Origin of the sequence: Pseudomonas urmiensis (assembly GCF_014268815.2) — a bacterium.
GTDB lineage: Bacteria > Pseudomonadota > Gammaproteobacteria > Pseudomonadales > Pseudomonadaceae > Aquipseudomonas > Aquipseudomonas urmiensis.
Genome location: NZ_JABWRE020000001.1, coordinates 490,788 through 504,680, shown reverse-complemented (window position 1 = coordinate 504,680; position 13,893 = coordinate 490,788). Strand labels below are relative to the sequence as shown.

Sequence of the window (13,893 nt, the reverse complement as noted above, 5' to 3'; positions counted from 1 at the left end):
CGCTTGGTGCACGAACGAAAACCACGGCGTAAAGCTGTTCACTGATGTTTTGGGGCCGCTTTGCAGCCCTTCGCGGGCAAGCCCGCTCCTACAGGTACGGCGCCGACCGTTAGAGCGGCGCTATCCCTGTGGGAGCGGGCTTGCCCGCGAAGGGCTGCAAAACGGCCCCAAAATCTTCACTGGATAGCTTTAAGCTTTGATGTCGCTTTTTGGGGTGAGCGCTGAGAGTCGAGGCATCCACTTGGACATGCCCAAGCAACTCACCAATCACTGAACCTGCTGCGGCGTCTCTTCGCCCATGCAGCGCACCGCGCGCTTGCGGTTGTCCACCAGCACGCCAGTCAGGCCTTTTTGCTGGGTATCGAACAACACCAGTACACCATCCACGCATTGCGCCACCTGCGGCGCTGCGTCCAACGACACCTTGTAATCCTCGCCGGGCACGGTCTTGAGCATGGTGTAGTCCTGCAACAGCAGGGCATCCTCAGGCTTGGCGAAATGCAGGTAGCCGTAATACCACAGAGCCCCAACCGTCACGATGATGCTGCCGACACCGGTCAGGATCAGCGGGATGGCGTTGCGTTCTTCACTCATTGCTGGTTCTTCTCGTCAGGGTAGTTGGGCACTTCGGCCAAGCGGCGCAGGCCGTTGAAATGGCTGGGGTCGTCCATGAAGCGCAGCATTACCTGGCGCCAGGTCGGGTCGGCGAAGGTCTGCACATGGCCGCCTCGGGTCAGTTGCAGCACCCGCGGTGGTGGAGCGTGCTGATACAGGCGGATGCCGTTGTCCATCGGCACCAGGTTGTCATCGATGCTGTGGAAGAACAGTTTCGGCGGGCTCTGCACGTGCTCGATGGAGCGAATCGCACTGTCACCGTCCGGCACCAGCCAGGACAGCGGCACCTGTAACGGCCAGGTCAGCCACGAGGTGCTCAGGGCGAAGCGGCCGACCGCGCGGTAACTGGCCGGCACTCCATCGAACACCAGGGCACTGAAGCGCTGTTGCTGCTCGGGATGCGCCGCCAGGTAATGAATGGCCATGGCGCCGCCCAGGCTCTGGCCCAGCAGCACCAGCGGCTTGCCGCGCACCTCAGGGGCCTGCTCCAACCAGGCCATGGCCGCCGCGATGTCCTGGTAGACCTCGGGCAGGCTCGGCGTGCCCTGGGACAGTCCATAGCCGCGGTAATCGATCATCAGCACCTGATAACCCTGCTCCGGCAGCCAGTAGCTGCCACCTAAATGCAAGGGCAGGTTGCCGCCATTGCCGTGCAGGTGCAGTACCGTTCCCTTGACCTCGACCCCCGCCTTGGCCGGCAACCACCAGCCATGCAGGCGCACGCCATCGGCGGTGGTCAGGGTCACGTCGCGATAGGCCAACTTGGCCCGCTCCGGGGTGAACGGCTGGCCGGGCTCTGGATAGAACAGCAGGCTGCTGCAACCGCTCAGGGCCAACAGCAACCAGCCAAGGAGCAGGCCGCGCCTGGCCTCAGAGAATGTTCGCGTAGTCGGCTTCAATGCGATCCAGGCTCAGGTGGTTGAGGAAGTTGGAGAAGCACATCCAGGCCGACAGCGCGTTGAGGTCGCGGAACTGCTCAGGCAGGTACTTGGGCGGCTCGACCAGGCCTTCCTCGACCAGTTGGCGCAGGGTGCGCATGTCTTCCAAGGTGGTCTTGCCGCAGAACAGCAACGGAATCTGCTCGAGCTTGCCCTTCTTCACGGCCAACTGAATGTAGTTGTAAACCATGATGAAACCCTTGAGGTAGGACAAGTCCTTGGTGAATGGCAGGCCATTTGGCACCGAGCCGCGAAATACCCGGCTGGCATTGCTGTAGCTCTGGCCGATCTCGAAGCCCTGGCCGCGGAAGAACTCATAGACCTGCATGAAGTCTGCGCCCTCCTCGACCATATGGATGGCGCGGGTGCGGTTGGTCAACTTGCGCAGACGGCTGGGATAAGAGGCAAAGGCAATCACCTCCATGAGGATCGCCAGGCCTTCCTGGGTCACCGTCGACGAGGGCGGACCCTTGGCCAGGAAGGTGCAGATTGGCTGGTTCAAGCCATTGAGCGTGGTGCCGACGTGCACCAGCCCCTCGTGGACCTCCAGCGCGCGCACGTCGCGGCTGTTGAACATGGCATCGGCGCGCACCTTGATGTAGTCGGCGCCGGCCGCAGCGTCAGCGACGATGCCGTCGGACTCGAACACACGAATGGTGCTTTCGGCCTCACCGAAGACCTTGTTCAGGCGGCGCTGGAGAATATCCACCGCCTCCTTGGCAGTCAGGTTCTTCGGCTCGTCTTTCAGATCGCCCCGGCCATCGATGTTGTTCAGGTAGTCCGAGAGCATCAGGCCCAGGTCAGCCAGGGTCGGGTCGCCGGCATGGAAGGCATCGGAAGCGGCGCCATACAGCTCCTGGGAGATCAAGCCGAAGTCTTCGGTGCCGCGCGCTTCGAGCATGCGCACGACCATGCGATACTCCTTGCACATGCGCCGCATGATCTGCCCGACCGGGTTGAACTGGCCGAGCTGACGGGTGATATCCCGTTCGATGTTCTGGAACTCTGCTTTCAGTGCAGCAGAATCGAACGACAGCGGCCGCGACTGGTAATAGGCTCGGTCCACCGCCGGTGGCTCCTTGCCCTTGGTCTTGAGAAAGCCCTGGCGGATGCTGTCATCCCACTTCACGGCATCGAGCACGCGAATTGGGGTTTGCGCGGCGACAATACGGTCGGACAACGCACGGATAGTCTGCTGGTACTCGTCCACACCGAATTCCTTGTATCGGCTATTACTTGCCAGCGCGCTGGAAGCGCGCCACTTCGACGAACAGATCGGAGTTGGCCGGATCGTCCAGGTAGGCCAGGACGCGCTCGGTCGGGCTGTCGATCAGCACGCCGGGGCCATTGTCTTCCGGCACTTCGGTACTACGCCCGGTCAGTTCCTTTTTCTGTACAGCCTGCTGTACCTGATCGACATCGAGGTTGTAGATCACCAGGTCCTTGCCGTCCTGGCTGACCTCGAAACCGCCAATCAGGAAATTGCCCCCCAGCCGCTTGGGAACACCGGCTGAGAGATACCAGCGGTTGCCGTGGCGGGCAACGGTGAAGGCGTACTCCTCAGCCGGCTTGCCTTGTGCGCGCGCCACCGCCTTGTAGGTGTTGCCCCCGGCGCGACTGATCGCCAGCTTCAGCGGCTGTCCCCAGGCATCTTTGCTGCTCCAATTGCCCAGCAGGGCCTTGGGCGCCGCCTGATTAGCGGGGAGTGGATCACCGAAGGTCACCAGACAACCGCCCAGCAGCAGGAATGACAACGTCAACAACACCACACGCCAGGCTTTCATCAGGTTCTCCTTGAAAAGTCGGTCGCTACCTAGGCCGAGGCCAGCACCAGGTGCAAGTACCGGGTAAGGATAGCGAGCATCTGCCCATCGGCTTGCGCATTCGCATCCATGAGCAGGCCCTGATATTCCATCTGCTCGATAATCGCCGTCAACATCTGGGCGTCCTGTTCCGGCTGACGCGAGCCGACCACCTGGAGCATCTGCCGCGCGCCATGCAGAAGAATCTGCTCATGAGCGCGGACCAAGTCAGCCAAACGCGGGCACAACAGCGCCTCTTGGCGAAAAGCCTGCTCGGCCATGAGGAAGTCACGCCGGTTATGCAGTTGGCGACTGACGTAATCGGCGGTCATGCGCGCCACTTCGTCGACCAGCCGCGCGCGTGATTGCGCGCTGCCATCACCCTGCGCCAGCAGCTGGCGCAACACTACTTCGGTGTTGGACCACAGCTTGGCCATGTAGGCGGCGCTGCGCTCGACGTACTGGGCGAAGGTGTCGGTGAGCAGGTCTTCGATGTCCTTGAAGTAATAGGTAGTGGCCGACAGCGGCACCCCAGCCTCGGCTGCCACCGCGCGGTGACGCACGCCGCGCACGCCATCACGCACGACGATGCGCATGGCCGCGTCGAGAATCAACTGGCGGCGCTGCTCGCTGCCCTGGCGGCTAGTCTTGCGCCCTTGGTACTGCACGCTCTCGGCGACAGCGCTGGCCACGCCGGCCGCGCCTTGTTGGGCGTTTGCTGGTGTCACAGTGGGTACCTCTTAAAGTTGAATGTTGTCTGTGCCGTCTCTATCGCGGGGCAAGCCCGCTCCCACGTAATCAACATCAGCAGCGAACTACGTGGGAGCGGGCTTGCCCCGCGATAGAGACGGCACCGGCACGCTAAGACTCAAGGCAAGAAAAAGCCGCCTAATAAGGCGGCTTGTTCAGATCACTCAGGCCTGCGGACGCATGTGCGGGAACAGGATCACATCGCGAATCGACGGTGAGTTGGTCAGCAGCATCACCAAACGGTCGATGCCGATACCTTCACCCGCGGTCGGCGGCATGCCGTACTCCAGCGCACGCACGAAGTCGGCGTCGTAGTGCATGGCTTCGTCGTCACCGGCGTCCTTCTCGGCCACCTGGGCCAGGAAGCGCTCGGCCTGGTCTTCGGCATCGTTGAGCTCGGAGTAGGCATTGGCGATCTCGCGGCCACCGATGAATAGCTCGAAGCGGTCGGTCACGGCTGGGTTTTCGTCGTTGCGACGGGCCAGCGGCGAGACCTCGAACGGGTATTCAGTGATGAAGTGCGGCTGCTCCAGCTTGTGCTCGACCAGCTCTTCGAAAATCATCACCTGCAGCTTGCCCAGGCCTTCGTGGCCAAGCACCTTCGCGCCGGCTTTCTTGGCGATGGCGCGGGCCTTGTCGACGTCCTGGAGGTCGGCGGCGGTGAGCTCTGGGTTGTACTTGAGGATCGAGTCGAACACCGACAGGCGCACGAACGGCTCGCCGAAGTGGAACACCTTGTCGCCGTACGGCACGTCGGTGGTCCCCAGCACCAGCTGCGCCAGCTCGCGGAACAGCTCTTCGGTGAGGTCCATGTTGTCGTTGTAGTCGGCGTAGGCCTGGTAGAACTCGAGCATGGTGAACTCGGGGTTGTGCCGGGTCGAAACGCCTTCGTTACGGAAGTTGCGGTTGATCTCGAAGACCTTCTCGAAGCCACCGACCACCAGGCGCTTGAGGTACAGCTCAGGCGCGATGCGCAGGAACATGGCCATGTCCAGCGCGTTGTGATGGGTCTCGAACGGCTTGGCCGCGGCACCACCAGGGATAGTCTGCAGCATCGGCGTTTCGACTTCGAGGAAGTCGCGCTCGATGAGGAACTTACGGATGTGCGAGATCACCTGCGAACGCACACGGAAGGTGTGGCGGGTTTCTTCGTTGACCATCAGGTCGACGTAGCGCTGGCGATAGCGCTGCTCGGTGTCGGTCAGGCCGTGGTGCTTGTCCGGCAGCGGGCGCAGCGACTTGGTCAGCAGGCGCACGTTGGTCATTTCGACGTACAGGTCGCCCTTGCCGGAACGGGCCAGGGTACCTTCGGCGGCGATGATGTCGCCCAGGTCCCAGGTTTTCACGGCAGCCAGGGTTTCTTCAGGCAGGGTCTTGCGGTTGACGTAGACCTGGATGCGACCGGTCATGTCCTGGATAACCATGAACGAGCCACGGTTGAGCATGATGCGACCGGCGACCTTGACCGGGATCGCTGCAGCTTCCAGCTCTTCCTTGGTCTTGTCGACGTATTGCTTCTGCAGGTCATTGCAGTAGCTGTCGCGGCGGAAGTCGTTGGGGAAGGCCTGACCCTTCGCACGTTCTGCGGCAAGTTTTTCCTTGCGCAGGGCGATCAGGGTGTTTTCTTCCTGTTGCAGGTCTTGCGCTTCGGTCTTCAGATCGCTCATGTCGTCATTCTTTCCATCAGGTATTCATTGCCCTTTTCGGGCAGGGCGCGCGATGCCGGCAGGCGGCCGGGCATCGCGGCGGTGGTGTGGCTTACAGCCCCTGCTTCAGGCTCGCTTCCAGGTACTGGTCGATGTCGCCGTCGAGGACCTTGTTGCAGTCGCTGCGCTCGACGCCGGTACGCAGGTCCTTGATACGCGAGTCATCGAGTACATAGGAGCGGATCTGGTGGCCCCAGCCGATGTCCGACTTGCTGTCTTCCAGCGCCTGCGAGGCGGCATTGCGCTTTTGCATCTCCAGTTCGTACAACTTGGCCCGCAGCATTTTCATGGCGGTGTCCTTGTTGGCGTGCTGGGAACGTTCGTTCTGACAGGCCACCACGGTGTTGGTCGGCACGTGGGTGATACGCACCGCCGAGTCGGTGGTGTTCACGTGCTGACCGCCGGCACCGGAGGAGCGGTAGGTGTCGATACGCAAGTCGGACGGGTTGATCTCGATCTCGACCTTGTCGTCGATCTCAGGCGAGACGAACACCGCCGAGAACGAGGTGTGCCGACGGGCGCCGGAGTCGAACGGGCTCTTGCGCACCAGACGGTGCACGCCGATTTCGGTGCGCAGCCAGCCGAAGGCGTACTCGCCCTTGATATGCACGGTGGCGCCTTTGATGCCGGCGACTTCACCCTCGGAAAGCTCGATGATGGTGGCGTCGAAACCGCGCTTGTCGGCCCAGCGCAGGTACATGCGCAGGAGGATGTTGGCCCAGTCCTGCGCTTCGGTACCGCCGGAGCCAGCCTGGATATCCAGGTAGGCGTTGTTCATGTCCATCTCACCGCTGAACATGCGACGGAACTCAAGCTGGGCCAGGCTTTCTTCCAGGCCTTCCAGCTCGGTCACGACGTCGCTCACGGCGCCTTCGTCATTTTCCTCGACGGCCATGTCGAGCAGGTCCTGGCAGTCGGCCAGGCCGTTGGACATCTTGTCCAGGGTCTCGACCACCTGCGCCAGCATGGCACGCTCGCGGCCCAGGGCCTGGGCGTACTCGGGCTTGTTCCAGACGGCCGGGTCTTCCAGCTCGCGGTTGACTTCGATCAGGCGATCAGCTTTGTGATCGTAGTCAAAGATACCCCCGAATAGACTGGGAACGCTCGGTGAGGTCCTTGATGGTGTTCAGGATCGGTTGGATTTCCATGGGCAGGCTACTCGCGCGAATTCGGTGAAAAGCCGGTGAGTATAAACGAGTCTGTCCCATGGCGGCAGACCCGCCGGGCGGTGGGTTTGGCTTGCGTGCCGGTTTTTTCCAGCCCAGGTTGCACGTGCTGGCCCAATCGTGGGGCAATCAGGCGATGCCGACCTGATTGCGCCCACTGTTCTTGGCCAGATACAAGCCCTTGTCCGCCGCCGAGATCAACTGCCGGCAATGACTGCCAATGCTCGGGGTCAGGGTCGCCAGGCCGATGCTGACAGTCAGGCGCGCGTCAGTTTCAGGGGCGCAATGGGGAATATTCAGGCCATGCACGGTCTGACGCAGCTTCTCGGCGATCAGCCGCGCGCCGCCTGGGGAAGTATTGGGTAGCACCAGGGCGAACTCCTCGCCGCCATAGCGCGCCGGCAGATCGGTCGGTCGCGAGCACGAGCCACGAATAGCCTCGGCCACCTGGCGCAAGGCTTCGTCTCCGGCCAAATGGCCGAAACTGTCGTTGTAGAGTTTGAAGTAGTCGACGTCGATCATCAGCAGGGATATCTGCTGCTGCTCGCGCATCGCCCGGCGCCACTCAAGCTCCAGGTATTCGTCGAAATGGCGGCGATTGGACAGCCCGGTCAGGCCATCGGAGTTCATCAGCCGCTGCAGCATCAAATTGGTGTCGAGCAGTTGTTGCTGGCTGACGCGCAAGGCCCGATAGGCCTCGTCGCGCTGCAACAGGGTCAGGTACGAGCGCGAGTGATAGCGAATCCGCGCCACCAACTCGATGGTATCGGGCAGCTTGACCAGGTAATCGTTAGCGCCGGCGGCGAACGCCGCGCTCTTGACCAGTGGATCTTCCTTGGTCGACAGGACGATGATTGGAATGTCCTGGGTGGCCGGGTTATTACGGTACTCGCGCACCAGGGTCAGGCCATCCAGGCCCGGCATGATCAGGTCCTGGAGAATCACCGTCGGCTTGATGCGCATCGCTTGGGCCACGGCCTGGTGCGGGTCGGCGCAGAAGTGAAAGTCGATGTTCTCTTCATGGGCCAGGCCACGGCGTACCGCTTCACCGATCATGGCCTGATCGTCGACCAGCAGGACCATCGCCGAATTCTCGTTGCTGGTCGTGAAACCTTCGATCGGTAGATCATTCATGCCTATTCACCAGGTCACTGCCGGCCAGGCGGCGTGGTTCAATACATATCGTCATTTCGAAAAAATTTCCATCAGTCGCCCGGCAATCCGCTCCAGAGGACGGATCTCCACCGCAGCGTCGATCGCCGCAGCCGCCTTGGGCATGCCGTACACCGCGCTGCTCTGCTGGTCCTGGGCGATGGTGAGAAAACCTTGCTGGCGCATCATTTTTAGGCCTTGGGCACCGTCGCGGCCCATGCCGGTGAGCAGCACGCCAACGGCATCGCCACTCCAGTAGCGAGCCACGCTTTCAAAGAATACATCGATCGAAGGCCGGTAGATTTCATCCACTGGATCGGCAGTGTAGGCCAACTGGCCGCCCTTCATCAGGCGGATATGGTGATTGGTGCCGGCCAACAGCACCTGCCCAGGCTGTGGCGGCTCGCCTTCGCGAGCCAGGCGCACCACCAGCCCGCAGGCGCTGCTGAGCCATTCGGCCATGCCTGCGGCGAACACCTGATCGACATGCTGGACCAGCACGATCGCCGCGGGGAAGTTCTTCGGCAGGCCCTTGAGCAATATCTCCAGGGCAGCCGGGCCACCCGCCGACGAGCCGATCGCAACCAGCCCCAGCCGTTGGGACGCCTCGCGCAGCGGCGCGGCGACCGGCCGTGGCGTGCTGGCCCGTTGTTGGCCGATCAGCCAGCCAATATTGAGAATCTTGCGTAATAGCGGCGCGGCCGCCTCGCGGGCATCGCCTGCGCCCAAGGCCGGGGTGTCGACCACATCCAGGGCGCCGTGGCCCATGGCTTCGAACACCCGGTGTACGTTCTGCTTGCGATCGACCGTGACGATGACAATGGCACACGGCGTCTCGGCCATGATCCGTCGAGTCGCCTCGACCCCGTCCATCACCGGCATGATCAGGTCCATCAGAATCAGGTCTGGGGTCTGCTCGGCGCAGCGCTGCACGGCTTCTGCGCCATTGGCCGCGACCCAGATCACCTGATGCGCGGGCTCAAAGGCCAATGCCCGGCGCAAGGCCTCTACGGCCATGGGCATGTCGTTGACGATGGCGATCTTCATCCCTGTGCACCTCCGATCAACTCGACCACTGCGTCCAGCAGAGCATCGTCATGGAAACTGGCCTTTGCCAAATAGTAGTCGGCCCCGGCATCCAGTCCACGCCGGCGATCTTCTTCGCGGTCCTTGTAGGACACCACCATGACCGGCAGCGATTGCAGGCGCTGGTCGCGGCGTACCAGGGTCACCAGCTCGATGCCATCCATGCGCGGCATGTCGATGTCGGTGATCAACAGGTCGAAGTCCTCCCCGCGCAGCGCGTTCCAGCCGTCCATGCCATCGACAGCAACGGCCACGTCATAACCGCGATTACCCAGCAGCTTGCGTTGCAGCTCACGCACGGTCAGCGAGTCGTCGACCACCAGCACGCGCTTGCGGGCCGCCCCTTTGAGCGGCTGGCCGCCACGCTCGATACGTTCCAGACGGCCCGTGGTGAGCAGCTTTTCCACCGAGCGCAGCAGATCCTCGACATCGACGATCAGCACCACCGAGCCGTCGTCGAGCAAGGCGCCAGCGGAAATGTCCTGGATCTTGCCCAGGCGCGGGTCGAGCGGCATCACTACCAGCACCCGTTCACCGATCAGCCGCTCCACTGCCACGCCATACAGCTGGTCACGCTCGCGGATCACCACCACGCGGATGCTGCCCTGCTCACCCTGCCCTGCCGGGCGGTTGAGCAACTGACTGGCCGCAACCAGGCCAATATGGCGCTGCTCGTGCCAGAAGTGCTGTCGCCCCTCGATCTGCACAATGGCTTCGCTGGGCACATCCAGGGTACGTTCGATATGCGCCAGCGGGAACGCATAGGCCTCGCCGCCGACCTCGACCACCAGGCTGCGCACAACCGACAGGGTCAGCGGCACTTCGAGGTGGAAACAGCAACCTTGCCCAGCGACCTGGGTCAATTCGATCGAGCCACGCAGCTCGCGAACCATGTGCTGGACAGCGTCCAGGCCGACCCCGCGCCCGGAGACTTCGGTGACCTTGTCGCGCAGGCTGAAGCCGGGCAGGAACAGGAAGGTCAGCAGTTCGGCCTCGCTCATCTGCGCCACCGTTTCAGCCGGCGACAGGGCGCGCTCGACGATACTCTGGCGCAAGCGCTCCAGATCGATGCCTGCGCCGTCGTCGCTGAGTTCAACAATCAACAACCCGGCCTGGTGCGAGGCGCGCAAGCGAATCACCCCGTCGCCCGGCTTGCCGGCCAGCAGGCGCCGTTCTGGCAACTCGATACCGTGGTCGACGGCGTTACGCAGCAGGTGGGTCAGCGGCGCTTCGAGTTTTTCCAGCACGTCGCGGTCGACCTGGGTCTTTTCGCCTTCGATCTGCAACTGCACCTGCTTGCCCAGCGAACGGCCAAGGTCACGAACCATACGGCTCTGTCCGGCCAGCACATCGGCGAAGGGGCGCATGCGGCACGCCAGCGCCGTGTCGTACAGGTTCTGCGCACGCTGGCTGGCCTGCCAGCCGAACTCATCCAGCTCGGCGGCCTGCTGCTGCAAGATCTGCTGGGTCTCGCCCAGCAGGCGCTGGGTTTGTGCCAAGGCGTCGAGCACTTCCGGGCTCTGGCCACTGCCTTCGAGCTCGGCCTTCAAGCCATCGAGGGCGCGCATACCCTGGCCATGCATGCGCTTGAGGCGCTGCAGGCTGGCTAGATAAGGTTTCAGACGCTGGGTTTCCACCAGCGATTTGCTCGACAGGTCGAGCAAGCTGTTCAATCGATCGGCGGTGACCCGCAGTACCCGCTCGCTGCCTTCGCTAGCGCGCTTGCCGGTTCTACGCGCCGTTGCGTCATCGCCTAGCGGTTCAGCGGCGAGCACTGGCTCGATGAGCGGCGGCGGTGCAGCAACCGGCTCGGCAGGCGTAGGCGCAACGGCTGCACTGAGTTGGGCAGGCGCCGCATTTGGATCGAGCAACATCGCCATTTGCACCAGGAAACCCGGCACCGCCGCCTCACCGGCAGGATCGCCGGGCGTGGCGATGTGCAACAGCAGGTCGGTGCCTTTGAGCAGCGCGTCGATGTGCTCCGGGCGCAGGCGCAGACGGCCTTCCTGGGCGGCCACCAGGCAATCTTCCATGACGTGGGCAACGCTGACTCCGGCATCGATCCCCACGATCCGCGCAGCGCCCTTGAGCGAATGGGCAGCGCGCATGCAGGCTTCCAGTTGATCGGCCTGGGTTGGATTGCGCTCCAGCGCCATCAGCCCGGCACTGAGCACCTGAGTCTGGGCCTCGGCCTCCAGGGCGAACAGTTCGAGCAGCGAAGCGTCGCGCATTTGCTCTGGGGTCATGACAGGCTCCGCTTCACGGCAGACAGTAGATGTTGCGCATCCAGCACCCTGACACTGCGCCCGCGCCACTGCAGCACCGCAGCGGTGAAGTGAGCGGCATCCTGGCCGTCGTTGAGGTGCTCGACATCCAGGCGATGGATGCCATCGATCTCGTCCACCGGCACCACCACCGAACCGCCTTCGGCAGCCAGGATCAGCATGCGAGGCATGACTCGGCCACTGCGCTCCTGGGCCGGCAGCACTTCGATGCCCAGCAGATCGGCCAGCGACAGACACGGCACCAGCGCACCGCGCACGTTGGCCACGCCTTGCAAAACACGCGAGCGCTGGTGCGGCAGGGAGTGGACCGGCTGCAGTGGCGCGATTTCCGCCAGGCACGCCGTGGCCAGGGCCAGCCATTCTTCACCCAGGCGGAACAGCAGCAGTGAGCGGCCGAGGTTCTCCACCACTGGCGCGGCGCTATCAACCTGCTCGTCTTGCATCAAGGCATAGCGGTCGAGCAGACGGGTGGCGGCCGAGGCGTAGACCTCGCAGTTGCGGCAATGGATATGCCGCTCCAGCAACGGGCATTGCTTGGTGCCGTGCACGCCAATGCGGTTCCAGCAATCGTCGATCTGCTCGTCGTCCTGTCGGACCAGCGGCATATGGCTGGCAAAACTCATCGTTCAGACTCCCGTCCGACCCGGGCGGCTCGCTCTTGCAGGCGGCGAGCGCCCGCAATATCCCCTTGCGAGGCCAGCAAGGCCGCCAGATGGATCAACGCCTCAGGGTGCTGCGGCTCAAGGTACAAGGCCTTGCGGTAATGGATCAGCGCATCCTGGCTGTTGCCCTCGGTGTCGCTGAGCAAACCCAGCCAGTAATAGACCTGCGCGGTCGGCGCAAATAGCTGCAAGTAGCGCGCACAGTTGGCGCGGGCCTGCTCGCTGTCGCCAGCGTTGGCCTGACGGGCGATGGCCGCCAGTAAATCATCCTTGTCTTGCGCAGGCTGCGCAGCGCTGGGCGCAGCTACCGAACGCAACGGCCGTGGCGCAGGTGCAGGCGCTCGCGGGGCAGCTAACGGCGCCGGCTGCGCGCGGGTAACCGGCAGCGGTTTGCTCACCGCCAGCGCTGCACTTTCCTGCTGGCGAACATAGGCGAACGACTGGGCGATGCCCACGGGCCGCATGCCCAGCCGCGCCAGCAAACTGCCCTCAGCGGGGCCGATAAACAAGACGCCCTGGGCATGAGTCAATTGCTTGAGCACCTCGAACACCCGACGCTGGGTCGGCACATCGAAATAGATCAGCAAGTTGCGGCAAAACACGAAATCGTATTGCCCCTCGCGGCGCTTGAGCTGCGGATCGAGCACATTGCCCACCTGCAAGCGAACCTGCTGACATACCCGCTCATCCAGCTGATGGCCCTCGTCACGCTCAGTGAAGTGCCGTTGGCGAAAAGCCAGGTCACTGCCGCGGAACGAGTTTCGTCCGTAGACAGCCTGCTGCGCCTTGGCCACCGAGATGGGGCTGATATCGAGGCCGTCAATGCCGAACGCCGACGGGCTCATGCCGCTGTCGAGCAGCGCCATGGAAATCGAGTAAGGCTCTTCACCGGTCGAACACGGCAGGCTGAGGATGCGCAGCGGCCTGGCTCCGGCCAGTTCGGCCAGGCGCTTATGGGCCAGGCCGACCAACGCCGCGAACGACTCCGGATAGCGAAAGAACCAGGTTTCCGGAACGATCACCGCCTCGATCAGGGCTTGCTGCTCCTCTGCCGACTGCTGCAAGCGGACCCAGTAATCGTCCAGACCGTTTGCCGCCAAGGCCGCGCAGCGCTGGCGCAAGGCGCGCTCGACCATCGGCGCGCCAACCGACTCGACATCCAGGCCAATGCGCTCTTGCAAGAACCGGAAAAACCGCTGCTCGATCATGCCAGCACCTGCCCTGGCTGCTCAGGAAACAACAGCCGACGCACGTCATCGGACAACAGGTCATCGAGCTGGATGCGCTGTAACAAGCCTTGGGCGTCCTGGCGCACCGGGCCCAGGTAAGGCGCATCGGCGTTGTCCAGGCCATAGGGGCGGAACTCGTCGGGCTGACAACGCAAGGTATCGGTGGCCTGCTCCAGGATCAGGCCAAGGTGCAGGTCAGGGCGACGGGCATCAGCCCGATAATGCACCACTACCAGCCGCGTGCTGGTGCGCAGCGGCGCAGGCGTGGCAAAGCTCAGGGCCGCGAGGTCGATCACCGGGATCAGCGCGCCTCTATGGGTGAGGATGCCCGCGACCCAGGCCGGCGCCTGGGCAATCGGCTTGAGCGCACGACGCGGCAGCACTTCGACCACCTCGCGCACATCGAGGGCAAAGCGTTGGTCCTGTATGCGAAACAACAGGTACAGGGCGCCCTTGGCGCTGGCGGCCTGTTCCTCGCGGGGGTGCAAGTCGTTCATGCTCG

The 13,893-nt window shown here is 63.2% G+C and carries 13 protein-coding genes; all 13 read right to left on the bottom strand.

Annotated elements, in window-relative coordinates; genetic code table 11:
- Positions 1 to 267: 267 nt before the first annotated feature.
- Positions 268 to 594: a PA3694 family proteiin gene (locus tag HU737_RS02240; protein WP_186555458.1), complete on the bottom strand. Its 327-nt coding sequence runs from the start codon at positions 592 to 594 to the stop codon at positions 268 to 270.
- The gene (locus tag HU737_RS02235; RefSeq protein ID WP_186555459.1) at positions 591 to 1,514 is read right to left on the bottom strand and encodes an alpha/beta hydrolase; all 924 of its coding nucleotides are present in this window, start codon (positions 1,512 to 1,514) and stop codon (positions 591 to 593) included. Before HU737_RS02235 ends, HU737_RS02240 begins: the two co-directional genes overlap by 4 nt.
- Positions 1,486 to 2,763 (bottom strand): flavohemoglobin expression-modulating QEGLA motif protein, encoded by a 1,278-nt coding sequence (locus HU737_RS02230; protein WP_186555460.1) that lies wholly within the window; start codon positions 2,761 to 2,763, stop codon positions 1,486 to 1,488. The genes HU737_RS02235 and HU737_RS02230 overlap by 29 nt, the downstream gene beginning before the upstream one ends.
- A 22-nt stretch (positions 2,764 to 2,785) precedes the next feature.
- Positions 2,786 to 3,337, bottom strand: a complete 552-nt coding sequence (locus HU737_RS02225) for a hypothetical protein (protein WP_186555461.1) — start codon at positions 3,335 to 3,337, stop codon at positions 2,786 to 2,788.
- A 29-nt stretch (positions 3,338 to 3,366) separates the two neighbouring features.
- Positions 3,367 to 4,083 carry a TetR/AcrR family transcriptional regulator gene (locus HU737_RS02220; RefSeq protein ID WP_186555462.1) on the bottom strand — a complete coding sequence of 239 codons (717 nt, stop codon included), beginning with the start codon at positions 4,081 to 4,083 and terminating at the stop codon, positions 3,367 to 3,369.
- 186 nt (positions 4,084 to 4,269) lie between these two features.
- Positions 4,270 to 5,772 (bottom strand): lysine--tRNA ligase, encoded by a 1,503-nt coding sequence (gene lysS, locus HU737_RS02215; protein WP_186555463.1) that lies wholly within the window; start codon positions 5,770 to 5,772, stop codon positions 4,270 to 4,272.
- Between the two features lie 91 nt (positions 5,773 to 5,863).
- Positions 5,864 to 6,959, bottom strand: a protein-coding gene (gene prfB, locus HU737_RS02210) for a peptide chain release factor 2 (RefSeq protein WP_186555464.1) whose coding sequence is annotated in 2 segments (ribosomal slippage) — positions 5,864 to 6,886 and positions 6,888 to 6,959 — 1,095 coding nt in all. Because the reading frame shifts where the segments join, the coding sequence is not laid out codon by codon here.
- Positions 6,960 to 7,106: 147 nt separating this feature from the next.
- The gene (wspR, locus tag HU737_RS02205; protein WP_186555465.1) at positions 7,107 to 8,111 is read right to left on the bottom strand and encodes a Wsp signal transduction system regulator diguanylate cyclase WspR; all 1,005 of its coding nucleotides are present in this window, start codon (positions 8,109 to 8,111) and stop codon (positions 7,107 to 7,109) included.
- A 51-nt stretch (positions 8,112 to 8,162) separates the two neighbouring features.
- On the bottom strand, positions 8,163 to 9,176 hold the full coding sequence (locus HU737_RS02200) for a chemotaxis response regulator protein-glutamate methylesterase (RefSeq protein ID WP_186555466.1): 1,014 nt from the start codon (positions 9,174 to 9,176) through the stop codon (positions 8,163 to 8,165).
- A complete protein-coding gene (locus tag HU737_RS02195) occupies positions 9,173 to 11,461 on the bottom strand; it encodes a hybrid sensor histidine kinase/response regulator (protein ID WP_186555467.1) in 2,289 nt (762 codons plus the stop codon). The genes HU737_RS02200 and HU737_RS02195 overlap by 4 nt, the downstream gene beginning before the upstream one ends.
- A complete protein-coding gene (locus tag HU737_RS02190) occupies positions 11,458 to 12,123 on the bottom strand; it encodes a chemotaxis protein CheW (protein WP_186555468.1) in 666 nt (221 codons plus the stop codon). The genes HU737_RS02195 and HU737_RS02190 overlap by 4 nt, the downstream gene beginning before the upstream one ends.
- A complete protein-coding gene (locus HU737_RS02185) occupies positions 12,120 to 13,370 on the bottom strand; it encodes a CheR family methyltransferase (protein ID WP_186555469.1) in 1,251 nt (416 codons plus the stop codon). Before HU737_RS02185 ends, HU737_RS02190 begins: the two co-directional genes overlap by 4 nt.
- Positions 13,367 to 13,888 (bottom strand): chemotaxis protein CheW, encoded by a 522-nt coding sequence (locus HU737_RS02180; RefSeq protein ID WP_186555470.1) that lies wholly within the window; start codon positions 13,886 to 13,888, stop codon positions 13,367 to 13,369. Before HU737_RS02180 ends, HU737_RS02185 begins: the two co-directional genes overlap by 4 nt.
- Positions 13,889 to 13,893 lie beyond the last annotated feature (5 nt).

Bases quoted from the DNA above. Each gene is read 5' to 3' on its own strand.
- HU737_RS02240 (WP_186555458.1), bottom strand. From the start codon at position 594: ATGAGTGAAGAACGCAACGCCATCCCGCTGATCCTGACCGGTGTCGGC.
- HU737_RS02225 (WP_186555461.1), bottom strand. From the start codon at position 3,337: ATGAAAGCCTGGCGTGTGGTGTTGTTGACGTTGTCATTCCTGCTGCTG.
- lysS (WP_186555463.1), bottom strand. From the start codon at position 5,772: ATGAGCGATCTGAAGACCGAAGCGCAAGACCTGCAACAGGAAGAAAAC.
- wspR (WP_186555465.1), bottom strand. From the start codon at position 8,111: ATGAATGATCTACCGATCGAAGGTTTCACGACCAGCAACGAGAATTCG.
- HU737_RS02200 (WP_186555466.1), bottom strand. From the start codon at position 9,176: ATGAAGATCGCCATCGTCAACGACATGCCCATGGCCGTAGAGGCCTTG.
- HU737_RS02195 (WP_186555467.1), bottom strand. From the start codon at position 11,461: ATGACCCCAGAGCAAATGCGCGACGCTTCGCTGCTCGAACTGTTCGCC.
- HU737_RS02190 (WP_186555468.1), bottom strand. From the start codon at position 12,123: ATGAGTTTTGCCAGCCATATGCCGCTGGTCCGACAGGACGACGAGCAG.
- HU737_RS02185 (WP_186555469.1), bottom strand. From the start codon at position 13,370: ATGATCGAGCAGCGGTTTTTCCGGTTCTTGCAAGAGCGCATTGGCCTG.
- HU737_RS02180 (WP_186555470.1), bottom strand. From the start codon at position 13,888: ATGAACGACTTGCACCCCCGCGAGGAACAGGCCGCCAGCGCCAAGGGC.